This is a genomic window from Ralstonia pickettii, assembly GCF_000607165.1.
In the GTDB taxonomy this organism is placed as follows: Bacteria; Pseudomonadota; Gammaproteobacteria; order Burkholderiales; family Burkholderiaceae; genus Ralstonia; species Ralstonia holmesii.
In genome coordinates this window covers 39757-56542 of record NZ_JFZG01000010.1, presented here as the reverse complement: position 1 = coordinate 56542, position 16786 = coordinate 39757, and the positions used below count along the sequence as shown (strand labels likewise).

General features: G+C 62.8%; 19 protein-coding genes. 14 read left to right on the top strand and 5 right to left on the bottom strand.

The window, feature by feature from the left end:
• The first annotated feature begins 1 nt into the window (after position 1).
• From BG83_RS0115545 to BG83_RS0115510, 8 genes are all read left to right on the top strand, one after another.
• Positions 2-1177, top strand: coding sequence for a class I SAM-dependent methyltransferase (locus BG83_RS0115545; protein WP_024977614.1), 1176 nt, complete (start codon positions 2-4; stop codon positions 1175-1177).
• A complete protein-coding gene (locus tag BG83_RS0115540; protein ID WP_024977613.1) occupies positions 1174-1689 on the top strand; it encodes a GNAT family N-acetyltransferase in 516 nt (171 codons plus the stop codon). Before BG83_RS0115545 ends, BG83_RS0115540 begins: the two co-directional genes overlap by 4 nt.
• A complete protein-coding gene (locus BG83_RS0115535) occupies positions 1686-2402 on the top strand; it encodes a WbqC family protein (RefSeq protein ID WP_024977612.1) in 717 nt (238 codons plus the stop codon). The genes BG83_RS0115540 and BG83_RS0115535 overlap by 4 nt, the downstream gene beginning before the upstream one ends.
• The gene (locus BG83_RS0115530; RefSeq protein ID WP_024977611.1) at positions 2395-3669 is read left to right on the top strand and encodes a glycosyltransferase family 2 protein; all 1275 of its coding nucleotides are present in this window, start codon (positions 2395-2397) and stop codon (positions 3667-3669) included. Before BG83_RS0115535 ends, BG83_RS0115530 begins: the two co-directional genes overlap by 8 nt.
• Positions 3670-3687: 18 nt before the next feature.
• Positions 3688-4017: a flagellar hook-basal body complex protein FliE gene (gene fliE / locus BG83_RS0115525; RefSeq protein WP_024977610.1), complete on the top strand. Its 330-nt coding sequence runs from the start codon at positions 3688-3690 to the stop codon at positions 4015-4017.
• A 156-nt stretch (positions 4018-4173) separates the two neighbouring features.
• The gene (locus BG83_RS0115520) at positions 4174-4596 is read left to right on the top strand and encodes an organic hydroperoxide resistance protein (protein WP_024977609.1); all 423 of its coding nucleotides are present in this window, start codon (positions 4174-4176) and stop codon (positions 4594-4596) included.
• 75 nt (positions 4597-4671) lie between these two features.
• Positions 4672-5115, top strand: a complete 444-nt coding sequence (locus tag BG83_RS0115515) for a MarR family winged helix-turn-helix transcriptional regulator (protein WP_024977608.1) — start codon at positions 4672-4674, stop codon at positions 5113-5115.
• Positions 5112-6194, top strand: a complete 1083-nt coding sequence (locus BG83_RS0115510) for a glycosyltransferase family 2 protein (RefSeq protein ID WP_024977607.1) — start codon at positions 5112-5114, stop codon at positions 6192-6194. The genes BG83_RS0115515 and BG83_RS0115510 overlap by 4 nt, the downstream gene beginning before the upstream one ends.
• Here BG83_RS0115510 and BG83_RS0115505 read toward each other — a convergent pair.
• The 4 genes from BG83_RS0115505 to BG83_RS0115490 form a co-directional block, all read right to left on the bottom strand.
• Complete coding sequence (locus BG83_RS0115505; RefSeq protein ID WP_024977606.1) at positions 6188-6544, bottom strand: flagellar protein FliT; 357 nt, start codon at positions 6542-6544, stop codon at positions 6188-6190. The two genes, BG83_RS0115510 and BG83_RS0115505, sit on opposite strands and share 7 nt — an antisense overlap.
• Before the next feature lie 58 nt (positions 6545-6602).
• Positions 6603-7040, bottom strand: a complete 438-nt coding sequence (gene fliS / locus BG83_RS0115500) for a flagellar export chaperone FliS (RefSeq protein WP_024977605.1) — start codon at positions 7038-7040, stop codon at positions 6603-6605.
• A gap of 60 nt (positions 7041-7100) precedes the next feature.
• The gene (gene fliD, locus BG83_RS0115495) at positions 7101-9149 is read right to left on the bottom strand and encodes a flagellar filament capping protein FliD (RefSeq protein WP_024977604.1); all 2049 of its coding nucleotides are present in this window, start codon (positions 9147-9149) and stop codon (positions 7101-7103) included.
• Positions 9150-9346: 197 nt separating this feature from the next.
• The gene (locus BG83_RS0115490) at positions 9347-10168 is read right to left on the bottom strand and encodes a flagellin (RefSeq protein WP_024977603.1); all 822 of its coding nucleotides are present in this window, start codon (positions 10166-10168) and stop codon (positions 9347-9349) included.
• Between the two features lie 411 nt (positions 10169-10579).
• On the opposite strand from BG83_RS0115490, the gene BG83_RS0115485 reads away from it, so the two are divergent.
• Positions 10580-11215: a response regulator transcription factor gene (locus BG83_RS0115485; RefSeq protein WP_024977602.1), complete on the top strand. Its 636-nt coding sequence runs from the start codon at positions 10580-10582 to the stop codon at positions 11213-11215.
• A 134-nt stretch (positions 11216-11349) separates the two neighbouring features.
• Here the strand turns inward: BG83_RS0115485 and BG83_RS0115480 are convergent, their stop codons facing one another.
• On the bottom strand, positions 11350-13086 hold the full coding sequence (locus BG83_RS0115480; protein ID WP_024977601.1) for an EAL domain-containing protein: 1737 nt from the start codon (positions 13084-13086) through the stop codon (positions 11350-11352).
• A 514-nt stretch (positions 13087-13600) separates the two neighbouring features.
• Between BG83_RS0115480 and fliL the strand changes: the two genes are divergently transcribed.
• The 5 genes from fliL (at position 13601) to fliP (ending at position 16768) form a co-directional block, all read left to right on the top strand.
• Complete coding sequence (gene fliL, locus BG83_RS0115475) at positions 13601-14098, top strand: flagellar basal body-associated protein FliL (protein WP_024977600.1); 498 nt, start codon at positions 13601-13603, stop codon at positions 14096-14098.
• A 1-nt stretch (position 14099) separates the two neighbouring features.
• Positions 14100-15110 (top strand): flagellar motor switch protein FliM, encoded by a 1011-nt coding sequence (gene fliM / locus BG83_RS0115470; RefSeq protein WP_024977599.1) that lies wholly within the window; start codon positions 14100-14102, stop codon positions 15108-15110.
• Positions 15100-15552, top strand: coding sequence for a flagellar motor switch protein FliN (gene fliN, locus BG83_RS0115465; protein WP_024977598.1), 453 nt, complete (start codon positions 15100-15102; stop codon positions 15550-15552). The genes fliM and fliN overlap by 11 nt, the downstream gene beginning before the upstream one ends.
• A gap of 68 nt (positions 15553-15620) precedes the next feature.
• Complete coding sequence (gene fliO / locus BG83_RS0115460; RefSeq protein ID WP_024977597.1) at positions 15621-16022, top strand: flagellar biosynthetic protein FliO; 402 nt, start codon at positions 15621-15623, stop codon at positions 16020-16022.
• The gene (fliP, locus tag BG83_RS0115455) at positions 16019-16768 is read left to right on the top strand and encodes a flagellar type III secretion system pore protein FliP (RefSeq protein ID WP_024977596.1); all 750 of its coding nucleotides are present in this window, start codon (positions 16019-16021) and stop codon (positions 16766-16768) included. Before fliO ends, fliP begins: the two co-directional genes overlap by 4 nt.
• Positions 16769-16786 lie beyond the last annotated feature (18 nt).

Genomic DNA, 16786 nt, shown 5'->3' with positions numbered 1-16786 from the left:
CATGACCCAAGGTGCACTGCCCTGCAACGTCTGCCAGCAACCGCTGCCAGAACCGATTTACCGCGCAGCGCCGCAAAGCTCGCTGTCTTCCCTGCGCCGCGCCATGGACGGCACGCTGGAGGTCTTCTGCTGCGCCGCGTGCGGTCACATCCAGACCGTCGAGTTGTGTGACAACGGCAGCTTCTACGACACCGAGTACGACATCCTCGTCAACAGCGAGGAAGAAGACCAGATTTACGCCGTCGAGAACGGCCAGAAGATCTTCCGTGCCGATCATCAGGTCGGCACGCTCCAGCGCAAGGTGGCGCTGGCCGAAGGTGCGCGCGTGGTCGACTTCGGGTGCGCAAAGAGCGCAACCATGCGCCTGCTGAAGCAGCAGCGCCCGGACGTGAACGTCCACCTGTTCGACATCAGCGACCGCTACGTCAGCTTCTGGGAAAAATTCCTGCGCCCCGAGCAATGGGCCACCTACACGATCCCGTCGGCATGGCAGCGTTCGTTCGATGTCGTCACCTCGTTCTTCTCGCTGGAGCACATCCCCGACCTGGCGACTGCGCTGCGCAACATCCACGGCCTGCTGCGCGACGGCGGCCGCCTGTATGCCATCGTGCCGAACACGTTCACCAACTCGGTGGACTTTCTGGTGGCCGATCACGTCAACCACTTCACGCACACGTCGCTGCAGACGCTGCTGGCCAACCACGGGTTTGACCTGCTCGAGGCCGATGCGCAAAGCCACCGTGGCGCATTCGTCGTGACCGCCGTGCGCCGTCCTGGCGACAGCAAAGTCGCGCCGGCGCTCGATGCGCAAGCGTTGGCCGACACACAGAGCGCAGCCAACAAGCTTGCCCGCTTCTGGCAGCAAGCCTCCAGCCATCTGACGGATTTTGAAACGCAGCACGGCAACGCGCCCGCCGTGATCTATGGCGCCGGTTTCTATGGCGCCTACACCGCAAGCAACCTGCAACAGCCGCACGCCCTGCGCGCGTTTGTTGATCAGAACCCGTACCTGCAAGGGTCCTCCCTGGCGGGCAAGCCGGTTGTGGCGCTGGACAGCATTCCGGATGAGGTTGAGGTGGTGTACCTGGCCGTCAATCCGGTCATTGCCGATGAAGTGCGGCACACGGTGGAAGCCGCGTATCCGAATCGCTTCCGCTATTTCCGCTTCCAGCCATGATCGCGCGCGGCTCACTCGTCCTTCGGGAATGGCGCGAGAGCGACATCGCGCAACTGCTGCCGCTACGCAACGACGTTCCAACGCAGTTGCAGCTCATGACACGCCCACGGCCAAACTCGGCCGCGAGCGTGCGCGACTGGCTGATCGCGAAATCCAAGCAGAGCGACCTGGTGCTCTTTGTCATTGCCAGTCAGGCAGATGACAGCGTGCTGGGCTACCTGCAGTTGAACCACATCGATGCGGTGAACAGGCACGCGTCCCTCGGTATCTGCCTGGCGTCGTCCGCGCAAGGCAAGGGCCACGGGCGCGCTGCATGCGAAGCCGCATTTGCCTACGCCGCCGAAACGCTGTGCCTGCGCAAGATCACGCTGGAAGTGCTGGCCGAAAACACACGCGCCATCGCGCTGTACGAGAAGCTCGACTTCCGGACCATCGGCACGTTGGCCGGCCACTACCTGCAAGACAACCGCTGGCACGACGTTGTTCTCATGGAACGGATGCTGGCGTCATGAAGGTCGTGATCACACAACCGATGCTGTTCCCGTGGGTCGGCCTGCTTGAGCAGATCATGCTGGCCGACGTGCTCGTCAATTACGCCGACGTGCAGTTCTCCAAGGGCAGCTTCACCAACCGCGTACAGATCAAGGAGCCGGCCGGCACGCGCTGGATGACGGTGCCGCTGGAGAAGTTCCACCTCGGCGCGCGCATCGATGAAGTCAAACCCGCGACCAACGTTGACTGGCGCGCGCAGCATCTGCGCATGCTGGAGCAGACCTACGAGGCCGCGCCGCACGCAAGCGACATGCTGACGCTGGTGCGCTCCGTGTACGAAGCCGACTACCCCAACATGGGCGAGCTGGCACTGGCGTCCATGCGCGCGGTATGCCGCTACCTGGGTATCGAGCTGGACCGCAAGTTTGTCGATTCGCCTGAACTGGACATTCCCGGCCGCAATACGGACCGTGTGCTGGCCATCGTGCAGAAGCTGCAAGGCGATACCTACATCACCGGACACGGTGCCAAGAATTACCTGGCCCATGCCGAGTTCGAGCAGCACGGCATCGCCGTCGAATACATGAACTACGCCATGCGGCCGTATCCGCAACTGCATGGCGCGTTCACCCCGTTTGTCAGCAGCCTGGACCTGATTGCCAATCATGGCCCGGGCGGCAAGCAGTACATGTGCCCTCAGACCCTCAACTGGCGCGAGTTCATCCATGAGTGAGATCGAAGCAATCCAACCGGAAGCGCTGCAGGACGTTGCGCCCGTGAAGCACGACGCGGTCATCCAGCAGGTCGCGCTGAGCGTCTGCATCCCGACCTACAACCGTGCGCGCTATCTCGACAACCTGCTCGCAGAACTGGTCTCGCAGATCGGCGAACTGAAGTTCAGCTACGAACTGCTGATCGGCGACAACTGCTCGACCGATGCCACCGAAGAGGTCGTCGGCCGCTATCAGGACAAGCTGAACATCCGGTATTTCCGCCGCCCGTCCAACCTGGGCTCGGCAGAAAACCTGAACCAGCTCTATCGCAGCGCGCAGGGCAAGTACGTGCTCTACCACGCCGATGATGACCTGCCGATCCTGGCCGAGATCAACAACAACATCGACATCTTCGAGCGCAACCCAGGCGTGGATGTCATCTTTGCGCCGTGGTTCATTCACGACCTGCCGACGCGGCAGGATGTCACCGCGTTCTATCGGCAGGACGACAACTACCTGATCGAGCAGCACGACTACGCCAAGCTGCTGGCGCTGGTCTTGTCGCACCACCTGTTTCCGGAGATCTACCTGGCACGCCGCGAGGTGATGGACCGCATCTACTTCAGCGCGCCGGAACACGCGTTCTACGCCTTCGTGCACGCGGCAGAAATGCTCGGCTCCAGCGCGGTGTACTTCAGCAAGACGCCGTTCTACCGGTCGGTCTCACGCTACTTTGCCGACGAGACCCGCGCCCAGGCCGGCAACGAAGAAGTGAAGCATGCGTGGGACCGCTATCGCGGCGGTCTGGAATACCTGTTCGGCAAGTTCGCGCACACGCTGCCGGCAGCCGAGCGCCCGGAGTGGCTGAACGCCATCAACCAGTTCGTGCTGGCACGCATGAAGGTTGCGCTGCGCCTGCGCACGCATGAAGGCGGCAATTGGATCGACAACTATTACATCGCCAACCGCGTTCGCGCGCTGGGTGAAGTGTCCGATCTGCCCGCGCCGTATGACCTATACCGCGTCAATGCTGCGTTCGAATACTTGACCAAGCTCGACCCGTTCAAGCCCGAGCCGCCCAAGTACGCCACCCTGCGCCGCGCACCGCTTCAGGTCTTCCACCACGCGCACGGCTTTGCCGAAACCGAGTTTCTGGTGCTCGATGACGATGCCGCCATTCCGCATCACACCATCGTCGTCACGCCGATCCCGATGGACATAGCGGTGCCGGCCGGCCGTGAAGTCCGCTTCGTGTCGGAGCTCGAAACGCTCGCCAAATTCCCCTGAGTCACTGATCACGCCAACATGGACCTCTCCAACGCCAATTCCGTGGTCTCCCTGATGAACAGCGTGCTGGCACCGGCAAGCGCCGTCGGCGGCAGCACCGCCAGCGGCGATGGCGGCAAACCCAGTGTCGACTTCGGCTCCGTGCTCAAGTCGTCGCTGGACCGTGTCGACGCTTCGCAGCAGAAGGCCGAAGCCATTTCGCGCAGCTTTGAGATGGGCAACAACGACGTCGACCTGCACGACGTGATGCTCTCGCTGCAGAAGGCCAACATCGACATGCAGACTGCCGTGCAGGTGCGCAACAAGCTGGTCTCGGCTTACCAAAGCATCATGGGCATGTCGATCTGAGATCACGCTCTTCCGCCCTTTTCCACGTTCCGGAAAAGGGTTTCTGGTTGTCCTTGCTATTTATATTGTGCGCAATATAATTGCGTCATCGATTTCAGGATCGATCTCCCGGCCGACATGTCGCCGACCGGGCTTCCCAAATAAGAGGACCCGACCATGAAGACGCTCTACCAGACCCAAGTCACCGCTGAAGGCGGCCGTGCCGGCCATGTTCGCAGCGCCGATGGCACGCTGGATCTGCCCCTGTCGCTGCCGCGCGAACTCGGCGGTGCAGGTGGTGCCGCCACGAACCCCGAGCAGCTCTTTGCCGCCGGTTATGCCGCCTGCTTTGAAAACGCTGTGCTGCATGTTGCACGTGGCAAGCAGATCAAGCTGGCATCGACCTCGGTGACCGCCACGGTGGGCATCGGCCCGCGCGAGGATGGCGGGTTTGCGTTGACAGTGTCGCTGAATGCCACCCTGGGCGGCGTGGATCAGGCGACGGCGGAGGCGCTTGTGACCGCCGCACACGGTGTATGCCCCTATTCGCATGCCGTCCGTGGCAATATTGACGTCCAATTGAACACGGTCACGCGCTGAGCCTTGCTTAGCCCTTTTCGGGCCGATGCGGCATTCGCCGCTCGGGCGCCAGACCGTCCCCCCCGGGAGTTTTCCGTGAACGACGTGCTGGCGCTCGATCAGCAGCTTTGCTTTCCTTTGTATGCCGCCGGCCATCTGCTGACGCGCCTCTACCGCCCGCTGCTGGATGAACTGGGCCTGACCTATCCGCAATACCTCGTGATGCTGGCGTGCTGGCAGCAGGCGCCGTGCGCCGTGGGTGACCTCGGCCGCACGCTGTACCTCGATACGGGCACGCTGACGCCGCTGCTCAAGCGTCTGGAAGAACAGGGCCTCGTCACCCGCACGCGCGATCCCGATGACCAGCGCCGCGTCGTCATCGAGCTGACCGATGCCGGCCGCGCGCTACGCGAGCGCGCTGCCAAGGTGCCCGAAGCCCTTGCCTGCAAGATTCCGCTGGAACTTGATGAAATTGGCGCCACGCGCAACGTGCTGCGCAAGCTGCTCGACGCCCTCGCCACGGCGGATGACCGCGAATGAGCGCCCCGTCCGCTTCCGCCGATGTGGCGTTGGTCGTCATCGCCCGCAATGAAGCCGCCAGCATTGCGCGCTGCCTGCTCAGCGCGAAGCCGTTTGTCGATCGCATGGTGGTACTCGATACAGGCTCCACGGACGACACCGTGGCCATTGCCCAGTCGTGCGGCGCGCTCGTCAGCCACATGGCCTGGACAAACGATTTCTCAGCTGCGCGCAACACCGCACTGCAGGCAGCCAACGCCGACTGGAACCTGATCCTCGACGCTGACGAATGGCTGGAAAGCGGCGGTGAACATCTGCGCACGCTCAGCGGTGCGGAGCCGGCTGTCGGTGTGGTGTGCGTCAAGAACGATACCGACGACGCCGAAGCTGCCAGCCAGCTGATTGCGTGGATCCCGCGTGTGCTGCCCCGTGGCGTGCACTACACGGGGCGCATTCACGAGCAGCCGGTGTCGTCATTGCCTGCGGCGCGCGTACCCATCGTGATCCGCCACGACGGCTATACCGCGGCCAAGATGCAAAAGAAAGGCGAGCGCAACACGCAACTGCTGCTCGATGAACTCGCGCATCGGCCGGACGACCCGTATGTGCTGTATCAGCTCGGCAAGGAAACCGAGCTGCATCACGAAGACTACGCAAAGGCCGTGAATTACTACGCGCGCGCCTTCAGCCTGGCGCCGCCTGATGCGCCGTACCGCCGCAACCTGACGCTGCGCTATGTGTACAGCCTGGGCAAGGCCGATCGCGTTGAAGAAGCGCTCGCGCAAGGCGATGTCGCCATCCAGACGTGGCCAGATTTTCCGGACCTTTGCTTTGCACTGGGATTGGTCTTGCTGGATGCGGCGGCCAAACACCCTGATGAGGCGGCCGCCCGGTGGCTACCGCTGGCAGAACAGGTCTTCAACCGCTGCCTTGAGATCGGCGATCAGCCGGAGATGGACGGCAGCGTCGTCGGGCGGGGCAGCTTCCTCGCTGCCCAGCAACTGGCGATCGTGTACCAGATGCAGAGTCACGCGCTCGCACGCAAGTCCGAGCACTATCTGACGCTGTCAAAACAACTGCAAGACGCTTCGTCTCAATAACGCGCCATGCTGCCGTAAGCGTTGCTTGCGGTGGTGGCACGGCGTGCCGTGTCGATGCGCTTTTGCAGGCGGTCCAGGCGCGGATACACCATGGCGCGCACGCGGGCGTCATCTTCCAGAATGCGTACCAGCAGCGCGCGCTTGCGTTCCACGTCCGCACGCGAGAGCTGCGGATGCGGCTCGGAACGGCGCAGTGCATCCACATAGGTGGCGCTCTCGCGTTCAAGCGTGCTGACGACGTCCCAGTTACCCACTTCGGCCGCGCTGACCATTTCGGCGGTCAGGCGTGCGATGGCTTCGTAGCAGGTGAACAGACTTTCGCTGTCCTTGATCGGGATGTTGCGGTGCATATTGGCTCCAGTTGGGCCGAATTCAGTCAAAGGTCGCTTTACTGCCAACGTCCGGCAATCAGCTCACAACGCTCAGGTGGCTGTTTGCCACGGCGGCGCCAGGCTGGCCCATCTGGCCAATGGCGAGCCACGCATCCTGCAGCGGGACGAGCAAGGCGTCCACTTCAGCGAGGATCGTCAGATCGTTGTTGCCGTTGGCCAGCAGCAAGCGGCGCAGCATGTAGTCGTACAGATTGTTCAGTTGCACGGCGATGTCGCCGCCGCGCTGGTGATCGAGGCTGGCCTGCAGGCCCTGGCCGATGATCGAGATGGCCTTGTCGAACGCCCGCACCTTGGCCAGCACGTCACCGCGCTGGATGGCGGCGCCGGCCAGGTTGATGGCGGCGCGCGCGCCTTCAAACAGCATGGCGATCAGGCGGTGCGGATTGGCGTCTACCACGGACGTCTCGATGCCGACTTGCGCATAGGCACCGATGGCACGGCGTGCAGCGTACATGGAAAAGGTCCTCGCTGTAGTCTGTTTTGTTTTGGGTTGTGCTCTAAACCTGAACCTGGCTTAGTTGCTGCTCGAGGTCTGCTTCGTAATGGCCGCGAGCTGCGTCGTCAGGTAATTGCTTGTGTTCGTCATGCTCGCCACCGCTGCCGACAACGCGTTGAACTGCGTGTAGTACAGCGCCTGCTTGTTATCCAGCCGCGTCTGCATGGCGGTGATCTGGCTGGCAAGCGAGGTGAGCGAACTGTTGATCGAGTCCGTCTCGTTCTGCACCATGCCGCTGGACGACAGCAGGTTGGTCATCACCGTGTTGAGCTGGGCAGCGTAACCGCGCTGCACCGTGACCGTGCCACGGGCGCCCAGCGGGCCGCCGGCCACCTGCACGGTCAAGCCGTCGGTGGCGGAACCGCTGATGCCATAGAGGTTCTGTCCCGAACCGGTTGCAGCAACGCCGTTGATCGTGCCTTGCACATCCACACCGTTGGTGGCCGTGGGGCTCGCGCCGAAGAGCGACGAAGCGCCATTGCCCGACACCGATACCGCCGACACCGAGCCGAACTGGCTATCGGTTACGCTCAGCACGCCGCCGGCATTGGCCGACACCGAAGCGTTAACCTTCGCGTTCTGCAGCGTCGTCGATGCGTTGATCTGGCTTTGGATCTGCGCAGCCAGCGTCGCCGCGGTGTAACTGCCGGCCGCCAACGTCACGTTGATGGACATGCCGCTGATGTTGAACGCGAGCGTGTCGTTCACACCCGCCGTGATGGTCGTGCTGGCGGCGGCCGAACCCGTGAGCGTGCCCTGCGTGGCCAACCGCGTCACGTTGAGGGCGTAGCTGCCGGCCTGCGTGGAATCCGAGAACGTCGGCACGCTGACCAGTGAATCGGTGGCCGTGCCGGTACCGGCAAACAGACCGGCTACCTGGCTGGGCGACTTTGCAACGGCAGCCGACAGCTTGGTGTTGTCAACCGACAGCGTGCCGTCGGAATTCATCGTCACGCCCACGCTACCCAGCGACTGGTAATTGCCGTTGCCAACCGCTTGGCCCAGCACGTCGGTAATCTGGTTGATGAGCGTCTTGGTACTCACATCGCCCGCCAGCGGGCCGTTGTTGGCGCTGTTGGCGGTGTCGATGTTGGTGAGCGAATTCAGTTGCGTGCGCAGCGCGTTGTAGCCGTTCACAAAGTTGGTGACGGCGGTGGTGGTGGCGGTCGGGTCGTTGGCGACCGTCACGTTGGTGCTGCCCGTCTTGGACAGCGTGAACGATGTGCCGTCCACCACGTTCGACAACGTGTTGGTCGGGCTCTGCACGGCAATGCCGTTGATGGTGGCGAGGGCATTCTGGCCCGTGGTCACCTCGGTCATGTTCTGCGTGCCTGCCGGGTCTTGCGAGAGCAGCGATTGCAGCGTCGAGTCGCCCGACACCGAAATCTTCATCTCCGAGCTGGAGCCGCCCGCGGTCGACGTCAGCACCAGACGGTACGGGCTGCCGCTGCCGTCGTTCACGATGCTGGCCGAGACACCCACGTTGGCCGAGTTGATCGCATCACGGATACCCGCGAGCGTGTTGTTGGACGAATCGATCGTGATCGAGCCACCCGCCAGGTTGCCGTTCTGCGTGAACGTCGAACCGGTGTACTTGCCGCCCGAGAACGAGCCGCCCGACACCGAGCCGAACGAGAACGAAATCGTGGTCGAGGTGCCGCTGCCGATGGCCGTCGTAGTGGACGTCTGCCCCTGCGCCGCCAGCACCTGCGATTGCGCAAGCTGCGTGACATTGACCGCGTAGGAACCTGCAGGCGCCGAGCCCGTCACCGACGCACTCAGCATCGAGGTGTCGTAGCCGCTGGCCTTCATCGCGCTGTAGTTCGACGCGTTGGTCAGGTTCGATAGCGCGGTCTGGAAGGTCGACAGCGCACTCTTGAGCGAGCCCACGGCCGACAGCTGCGTCTGGTACGAGCTTTGCTGCGTCTGCAGTTGCGTCAGCGGCTGGCTCTCCACCTTCATGAGGCTGGTCACCAGCGAATTGACGTCGATGCTCGTCCCGATGCCGGGAATGGAGATCGGCGGAACGTAGTTGCTGGTTGAGGAGGTGGTAGTGGTAGTCGCCATGATCGGGTCCGATAAGCATCTGCGCCGGCGGAAGTCTCTCTACACAACGGCACGGGTTGCAGCTTCTTTAGGGCAGGTTATGCAGGCGCCACCCACGAAAAAGGGGGGTATCCAAAAAAAGAAAAAAGGCCGACGCCCCGAGGAGCGCCGGCCCTTGGCCCAATCGCGAAGCGGCTGGGCTGCATCCAACTTACTGATTAACCCTTCAGCAGGCTCAGGATGCTGTTCGGTGCCGAGTTGGCTTGCGCCAGCATCGCCGTACCCGCTTGCTGCAGGATGTTCTGGCGAGTCATGTTCGACGTTTCCGACGCGTAGTCCGTATCGACCATGGCCGACTTGGCAGCCGACAGGGCGGTGTTCGACGAGGTCAGCGTGTTGATGGTCGAGCTCAGACCGCTTTGCTGTGCACCGAGGCTGGCGCGGGCCGACTTCAGGCTGGCCAGATCGGTATCGATGGCCGCCTGAGCTGCCGTTGCGTTGGCAGTCGAGGTCACGCTCGTGCTCGACAGCGTGCCGAAGCTCGCCAGGTTGGCGTTGGTCACGGTAGCGACGTCGGTCGATGCGCTTTGGCCGTACTGGAACGTGGTCGAGGTCACCGAACCATCGAACAGCTTGGCGCCGTTGTAGTTGGCGTTCGTCTCGATGTTCTTGTTGGCCGTGGCCAGCTGTTGGTATTCCTTGTCCAGGTTGGCCTGGTCGGTGGTCGACAGACCGCCGTTGTTGGCTTCCACAGCCAGTTGGCGCATACGTTGCAGGTTGTTTTCAACCTGGCCCAGGTACGAGTCAGCCGTTTGCAGGTACGACTGTGCGTTGTTGGCGTTCTGGATACCTTGGGTTTGCGAGTTCAGCGTGGTCGTCAGGCTGGAAGCCACAGCATATGCAGCGGCATCGTCCTTCGCGCTGTTCACGCGCAGGCCGGTCGACAGACGTTGCAGCGACGTTTGCAGAGCGGACTGCGATTGCGACAGAGCTTGCTGCGTTTGCAGGGACGAGATGTTGGTATTGAGGCTGAGGGACATGACGGCTCCTAAGTTTCCCGATGGTTTGTTGCCCGTGTTTGCTAATTCCGGCTAGGCCGGGCAACGTGACCTGCAACTTGAAGGGGATCAGGTCTGCGTTGTACTCAGGTTATCGGTGGCCTCTGAGGAAAGTTTAGGGTCGCCTTGACAAATTTGTGCGTCGGCGGCGGTTTGGGCTTGCGGGCGCCTGACTTTCGACACCCCCTCCAAAAGAGGCGGCAAGCCTGCTTCTTGGCCTGCAGACCCTCGGCTATACTCGTTCGACCAGTTCATAGGCGCCAGCATCCTTCTATATATAGAGCGCCACACAGTGCACAGATGGGGAGTTGCAAGCCCGCCAGTTCGGCCGGAAGGCCTGCGGGCGGAAAGAAGAGCTCGATGCGAGCCCGCGTTTGACCCGCAACACCCACCATGCTCAATGTCCTGATCGTCGAACCGCACGATATTGCCCGTGTCGGCCTGCGCCAGATCCTCAAGGATTCGCGCCTGGCCCGGCAGATCGAGGCCGTGCCGGACCTGCGCGATGCCAATAACGACCTGCTCGCGCAGCGCGAGTGGGACGTCATGCTCTTCTCGGTGGAATCGGCCACCGGAGACGAATTCCAGACCATCAAGACCGTGCGCCAGCAGCATGCCCGCCTGGCCGTGCTGGCACTGGGCCGCCATCCTGAAGCTCTGCTTGCCGTACGGGCACTCAAGGCGGGCGCCGCCGGCTATCTGCCGATGGACGCCAGCCAGCCGCAGTTGCTGGCCGCCGTCAACGCCATCTCCAAGGGAAAGAAATACCTGCCTTCGGACCTCGTGGAGGTACTTGCCGACAACCTGAATGTCGACTGGGACAAGCCCCGCCACGACATCCTTTCCGACCGCGAATTCCAGACGCTGCGCATGCTCGGCTCTGGCCGCACGTTGGGCGAGATTGCCGAGGCACTGCAGATCAGCGTCAAGACGGTCAGCGTGTATCGGGGGCGCGTGCTCTCGAAGATGAAGCTGCGCAACAACGCCGAGCTGACCATGTACGTGGTCAGCAACGGCCTGCAACTCTAGGGTGTCCCGTAAAGCTACTGCGCGGCCCGATCTTGGCGGTGCGATGCTCGCCGTACACATGTACGGCTGCGCTTCTCCCACCAACCTCGGGCCGCTCGCTACGCTTTCCGGGACACCCTGAATAGACTCAAGACTTATAGAAACCGGGGGACACGCTCGCCGTAGCGGCGCGCGTTCTCGCGTACGAGGTCCTGTACCGCCGTCGGCTCCAGCGGCCGCGTGAGCAGATAGCCCTGAAACTCGTCGCAGCCGACTTCGCGCAGAAATTCGAGTTGCCCGGTGGTCTCCACGCCTTCGGCCACGGTCTTCATGCCCATGGCCTGCGCCATCATGATGATGGCCCGCGTGATGGCCGCGCGTTCCGCCACATGCGGCAGGTCTTGCACGAACGAACGGTCGATCTTCAACGTATCGATCGGGAAGCGGTGCAGATACGACAGCGATGAATATCCGGTACCGAAATCGTCCAGCGCCAGCGATACGCCCATCGCGCGCAGCTCGGTCAGCAACGCATGCAATGACGGATCGTCGCGAATCAGAATGCCTTCGGTCATCTCCAGTTCCACCGCATTGCCGGGCAAGCCACTGGTCGATAGCGCGCCACGCACCATCCCGCTCAACTGCCCAGAGCTGAATGCCTGGCCCGAGAGGTTGATCGACATGCGCAAGTCCGGCAGCCCGATGCGGCGCCAGCGTGCAAGCTGGTCGCAGGCAGCGCGCAGAATCCAGCGGTCGATCTCGACGATCAGGCCGGTTTCTTCGGCGTCCTGAATGAACTGGCCGGGCATCATGTGGCCGAAATCGGCCGAATTCCAGCGGATGAGCGCTTCCACGCCGACGATACGGCCGCTCTTGACGTCCACACGCGGCTGGTAGTCGGCGTAGAACTCGTTGCGGTCGCTCGCGCGGCGCAAGCCCGATTCAATGCGGAAGCGGCGCGAGACGCGGTCGTCCAGGTCGCTCGTAAAGGTCTGGAAATTGTTGCGGCCGCGCTCTTTTGCCAGGTACATGGCGGCGTCGGCCTTGCGCAGCAGCGTGTTCGGATCGTCGCCGTCGTGCGGCGCCACGGCAATCCCGATCGACACGCCCAGATACAGCTCCTGCCCCTCAATATGGAACGGCGCGCTGATGGCCGAGAGAATGCGCTCGGCCACGCGCCGCGTGCCCAGCCCGTCGAGCGCTTCGAGCATGACGACAAATTCATCGCCGCCCAGGCGGGCCACGGTGTCGGCTTCGCGCGCACAAGCCTGCAGGCGGGCCGCCACTTCGCGCAACAGCATGTCGCCAAACTGGTGGCCCAGCGTGTCGTTGACGTTCTTGAAACGATCCAGGTCGAGGAACATGACCGAGACGCGCGAGCGGTTGCGGCGCGCGATCGCCAGCGCGTGCTCCAGACGGTCTTCCAGCGCGGAGCGGTTCAGCAGACCCGTCAGCGTATCGTGCGTGGCCAGATGCCGGATGCGCTGCTGGGCTTCGCGGATCTGCGTGATGTCGACCAGCGACACCAGCACCGAATATGGCGTCGCACCGGCTTCCGATGCCCGCGGCGAGGCCGTCATCGAATGACCGCCATCGGCATACAGCGGCGTCCAGTTGCTGGAAACCCACACCGTGCGGCCATCCACACAGTGCATTCCGAAAATCTGGTTCAACTGCGGCTGCCCTTCGGCGATCACATCCTGATCAGGCCAGTCGGCCTCGTGGATGGACGCATCGAATTCATCCACCGCGGCGTTGACGACCGTGGGCAGCAAGCGCCCCACCAGCGCTTCCACCGGCAAACCCAGCAGCCGTGCGGCACTCGGATTGGCGTAGGTGACGCGGCGGTCTGTTCCGCACACCAGGATGCCCTCCGTCAGCGCGTTGACCATCGACAGCAGGTCCAGCTTCGGGCAAAAGCCCGGCGGCTCGCCGCGCGCAGGACAGTCGGCCGGCAAGCCTTCGGCATCGACGAGCGCAAGGTCAATACGGGTGGGAAAGGGCAAGGAATTCAAGGCGGCTTCCGGCAAGGCAACGCAGGTATGCAGGGCCGGACCGTGCCGGCGCATTCCATCATTACAACGGCAAGTGCGGGCAAATCTTTCGGGCAACGTCACTTTTGCGGCGGAGCCGGCGAGCGGCGCGACGGGTAAAGCGCCCGGCGCAACGTAATCGGCACATAAAAGTGCCTCGATAATCACTTTCAGCGCACATACCGTCCCACCCTGCACATCGCAAACGCCCGAGATAAGCGGGATTGACCACGTTTCTTGCTGGAATGAGCTGGACAGAGGTGGGGAAGAATGCCATCCGAGAACCCGACTCTGTGCTTTGCGTTGTTTTACGGTGTCTTGCGCGACGCGAGCCGGGAAAGCCCACCCCCCCCCTAGTCCCCGAGTGATCCCCATGGCCGAAGCCGCTGCCGCCACTACCGCCCCCGCCCCAGCAAAGGGCGGCTCCACCAAGCTGCTGCTGATCATCCTGATCGTGCTCCTGCTCGCCGGCATGGGCGGCGGCGCTGCCTGGTTCTTCCTCGGAGGCGGCAATCACGCCGCATCCGGCCCCGCAGCACCACCCAAGCCCAAAGAGCCGGTGTTCGTGGCCATGGAAACCCTGACCGTCAATCTGCAGCCTGAAGAAGGCAACGACCGTTACCTGCAGATCGGCATTACGTTCAAGAGCTTCGACAAGCATGCCGAAGAAGAGATCAAGACCTATACGCCCGAGTTGCGCAGCAAGGTCCTGATGCTGCTGGCCAGCAAGACGCCCACCGAGCTGTATCCGGCGGAGGGCAAGGTCAAGCTGTCCAAGGAAATCGTTGAACTGTGCGAACACGTCTTCAAGGCTGTCGGCAAGGAATCGCCGGTCGCTGATGTCTTGTTCACCAACTTTGTGATCCAGTGACATGCTCAAGGAAGAGTTTCTTTCCCAGGAGGAAATCGACGCGCTCCTGAAGGGCGTGTCCGATGACGCGGACGACGACCCTGTCGAAGCCGCCGACCCCTCAGGCATACGCTCGTACAACCTGGGCTCGCAGGAGCGCATCGTCCGTGGGCGCATGCCCACGCTGGAAATCATCAACGAGCGGTTCGCACGCAACTGGCGCATCGGGCTGTTCAACTTCATGCGGCGCAACGCGGAAATCTCCGTCGGGCCGGTGAAGGTGCAGAAGTACAGCGAGTTCATCCGCAACCTGGTGGTGCCGACCTCGCTCAACCTTGTGCACGTCAAGCCGCTGCGCGGCACGGCGTTGTTCGTGTTCGACCCCAACCTCATCTTCCTGGTGGTCGACAACCTGTTCGGTGGTGACGGGCGCTTCCACATGCGCGTGGAAGGCCGCGACTTTACCAACGTGGAGCAGCGCATCATCCAGCGCATGCTGCAGCTTGTGTTCGAGCACTACGCCAAGGCGTGGCAGCCGGTCTACCCGATCGATTTCGAATTCCTGCGCATGGAAATGCACACCGAGTTCGCCAACGTGGCCACGCCCAATGAAGTGGTGATCACCACCAGCTTCAGCATCGAGCTGGGCAGTAACGGCGGCGACGTGCACATCTGCATGCCGTACACCATGATCGAGCCGATCCGCGACCGGCTCACCTCCGCCATCCAGGGCGAAGCGCTGGAAGTGGACAAGCGCTGGCTGCGGCTGCTGTCGCAACAGGTGCAGACCGCCGAGGTGGAGCTGATTGCCGACCTCGCTACGGCCAAGGTGCAGGTGTCCGACATCCTGAACATGAAGGTGGGCGACGTCATTCCGCTGGAGCTGGATGACTGCGTGACCGCCAAGGTAGACGGCGTGCCCGTCATGGAATGCAACTACGGCACGTTCAACGGCCAATACGCGCTGCGGGTCAACCGCATGCTGAATATGAGCGGCAGCGAGTCTGCCACGGAGTCTGACGATGACAACTGAACCGACCATGAACCCCGAAGCCAACGCCGACGACATCGATGTCGAGATGACGATGGAAGAGGCCATGGCCCTGGAAGCCGCGCAGCGTGCTGCGGCCAACCCGCCGGCTCCCGCGCCCGCCGCCGAATCCGGCACGGTGTTCAAGCCCCTGACGGCCGACGGCCTGGGCGGCGCCCAACGCCAAGACATCGACATGATCCTGGACATCCCCGTGCAGTTGACGGTGGAGCTGGGTCGCACCAAGGTGCCCATCAAGAACCTGCTGCAACTCGCGCAAGGTTCGGTGGTGGAACTCGACGCACTGGCCGGTGAGCCGATGGATGTACTTGTCAACGGCTACCTGATCGCCCAAGGTGAAGTGGTGGTGGTCAACGAGAAGTTCGGTATCCGCCTCACCGACATCATTACGCCGTCGGAACGTATCCGTAAGTTGAACCGATAAGCCACACAAGTGCGCCGTCAATCGGCACCCTGACAGCAACCAGTGCTCCCCCCGGGCAAGGTGTTGAAATGAACCATGCAGTGGATTGGGCCCGCACCCTAGGCGGGCTGTTTGTAGTGTTGGCGATGATCGTGGCGGCCGGCTGGCTACTGCGCCGTCTGCAGCAGCGCGCGGGCATGGGCCCCGCAGGTTTAGGCCGGCGCCGCAGCCAGGTGATCACCGTGGTTGCGCAGCAGATGCTGGGCGCCCGCGAGAAGGTCGTCGTCGTCGATGTGGAAGGCACGTGGCTCGTGTTGGGCGTGACTCAGCAGCACGTGCAGACGCTCCACACGCTGCCGCGCCCCGCAGAAGCTGCTTCCGCGCCGGACGACCAATCCGGAGACGGCTCTTCCAACTCCGGCAAGCCGCCCCGCTTTGCCGACGCGCTGTCCATCCAGCTCAAACGTCATCTGACGGGGAAGTCGGAATGAACGCGGGCACCTTCTTCCGTTGCCTGATCGCAATGGCGCTGCTGGGCGCCGCGCCCGCCGTGTTCGCACAGGCGCAACCCGGCCTGCCGCTGCTCACGGGCACCGCCGGGGGCCAAAGCTATTCGCTACCCGTCCAGACGCTGGTCTTCCTGACCTCGCTCGGGTTTCTGCCGGCGATCATTCTGATGATGAGCAGCTTCACGCGCATCATCATCGTCCTGTCATTGCTGCGCCATGCGCTGGGCACGCAAACCACGCCGCCCAACCAGGTGCTGATCGGGCTGGCGCTGTTCCTCACGTTCTTCGTCATGTCGCCGGTGCTCGACAAGGTCTACACCGACGCCTACGTGCCGCTGCGTGACAACAAGATCACCGTCGAACAGGCCATGGACACGGCCGCCACGCCGCTGCGCCAGTTCATGCTCAAGCAGACGCGCGAGCCGGATCTCGCCCTGTTCGTCAAGATGGGCAACATGCCGGCCATTGCCTCGCCCGAGCAAACGCCCATGCGCGCGCTCATCCCCGCCTTCGTCACAAGCGAGCTGAAGAGCGCATTCCAAATCGGGTTTGCCATCTTCATCCCGTTCCTCGTGATCGACATCGTGGTGGCGGCGGTGCTGATGTCGATGGGGATGATGATGGTCACGCCGTCGATCTTCTCGCTGCCGTTCAAGATCATGCTGTTCGTGCTGGTGGATGGCTGGCACCTGCTGCTGGGCTCGCTGGCGCAGAGCTTCGTGCAATAAGCGTCGATAGGAAACCGA

Excerpts from the sequence above, each read along its gene's own strand:
- fliO (WP_024977597.1), top strand. The coding sequence starts at position 15,621 with ATGAACCATGCAGTGGATTGGGCCCGCACCCTAGGCGGGCTGTTTGTA.
- fliS (WP_024977605.1), bottom strand. The coding sequence starts at position 7,040 with ATGTACGCTGCACGCCGTGCCATCGGTGCCTATGCGCAAGTCGGCATC.
- BG83_RS0115535 (WP_024977612.1), top strand. The coding sequence starts at position 1,686 with ATGAAGGTCGTGATCACACAACCGATGCTGTTCCCGTGGGTCGGCCTG.
- BG83_RS0115530 (WP_024977611.1), top strand. The coding sequence starts at position 2,395 with ATGAGTGAGATCGAAGCAATCCAACCGGAAGCGCTGCAGGACGTTGCG.
- fliE (WP_024977610.1), top strand. The coding sequence starts at position 3,688 with ATGGACCTCTCCAACGCCAATTCCGTGGTCTCCCTGATGAACAGCGTG.
- BG83_RS0115505 (WP_024977606.1), bottom strand. The coding sequence starts at position 6,544 with ATGCACCGCAACATCCCGATCAAGGACAGCGAAAGTCTGTTCACCTGC.
- BG83_RS0115485 (WP_024977602.1), top strand. The coding sequence starts at position 10,580 with ATGCTCAATGTCCTGATCGTCGAACCGCACGATATTGCCCGTGTCGGC.
- BG83_RS0115490 (WP_024977603.1), bottom strand. The coding sequence starts at position 10,168 with ATGTCCCTCAGCCTCAATACCAACATCTCGTCCCTGCAAACGCAGCAA.
- fliP (WP_024977596.1), top strand. The coding sequence starts at position 16,019 with ATGAACGCGGGCACCTTCTTCCGTTGCCTGATCGCAATGGCGCTGCTG.
- BG83_RS0115510 (WP_024977607.1), top strand. The coding sequence starts at position 5,112 with ATGAGCGCCCCGTCCGCTTCCGCCGATGTGGCGTTGGTCGTCATCGCC.
- BG83_RS0115540 (WP_024977613.1), top strand. The coding sequence starts at position 1,174 with ATGATCGCGCGCGGCTCACTCGTCCTTCGGGAATGGCGCGAGAGCGAC.
- fliL (WP_024977600.1), top strand. The coding sequence starts at position 13,601 with ATGGCCGAAGCCGCTGCCGCCACTACCGCCCCCGCCCCAGCAAAGGGC.
- BG83_RS0115480 (WP_024977601.1), bottom strand. The coding sequence starts at position 13,086 with ATGGTCAACGCGCTGACGGAGGGCATCCTGGTGTGCGGAACAGACCGC.
- fliN (WP_024977598.1), top strand. The coding sequence starts at position 15,100 with ATGACAACTGAACCGACCATGAACCCCGAAGCCAACGCCGACGACATC.
- BG83_RS0115520 (WP_024977609.1), top strand. The coding sequence starts at position 4,174 with ATGAAGACGCTCTACCAGACCCAAGTCACCGCTGAAGGCGGCCGTGCC.
- fliD (WP_024977604.1), bottom strand. The coding sequence starts at position 9,149 with ATGGCGACTACCACTACCACCTCCTCAACCAGCAACTACGTTCCGCCG.
- BG83_RS0115545 (WP_024977614.1), top strand. The coding sequence starts at position 2 with ATGACCCAAGGTGCACTGCCCTGCAACGTCTGCCAGCAACCGCTGCCA.
- fliM (WP_024977599.1), top strand. The coding sequence starts at position 14,100 with ATGCTCAAGGAAGAGTTTCTTTCCCAGGAGGAAATCGACGCGCTCCTG.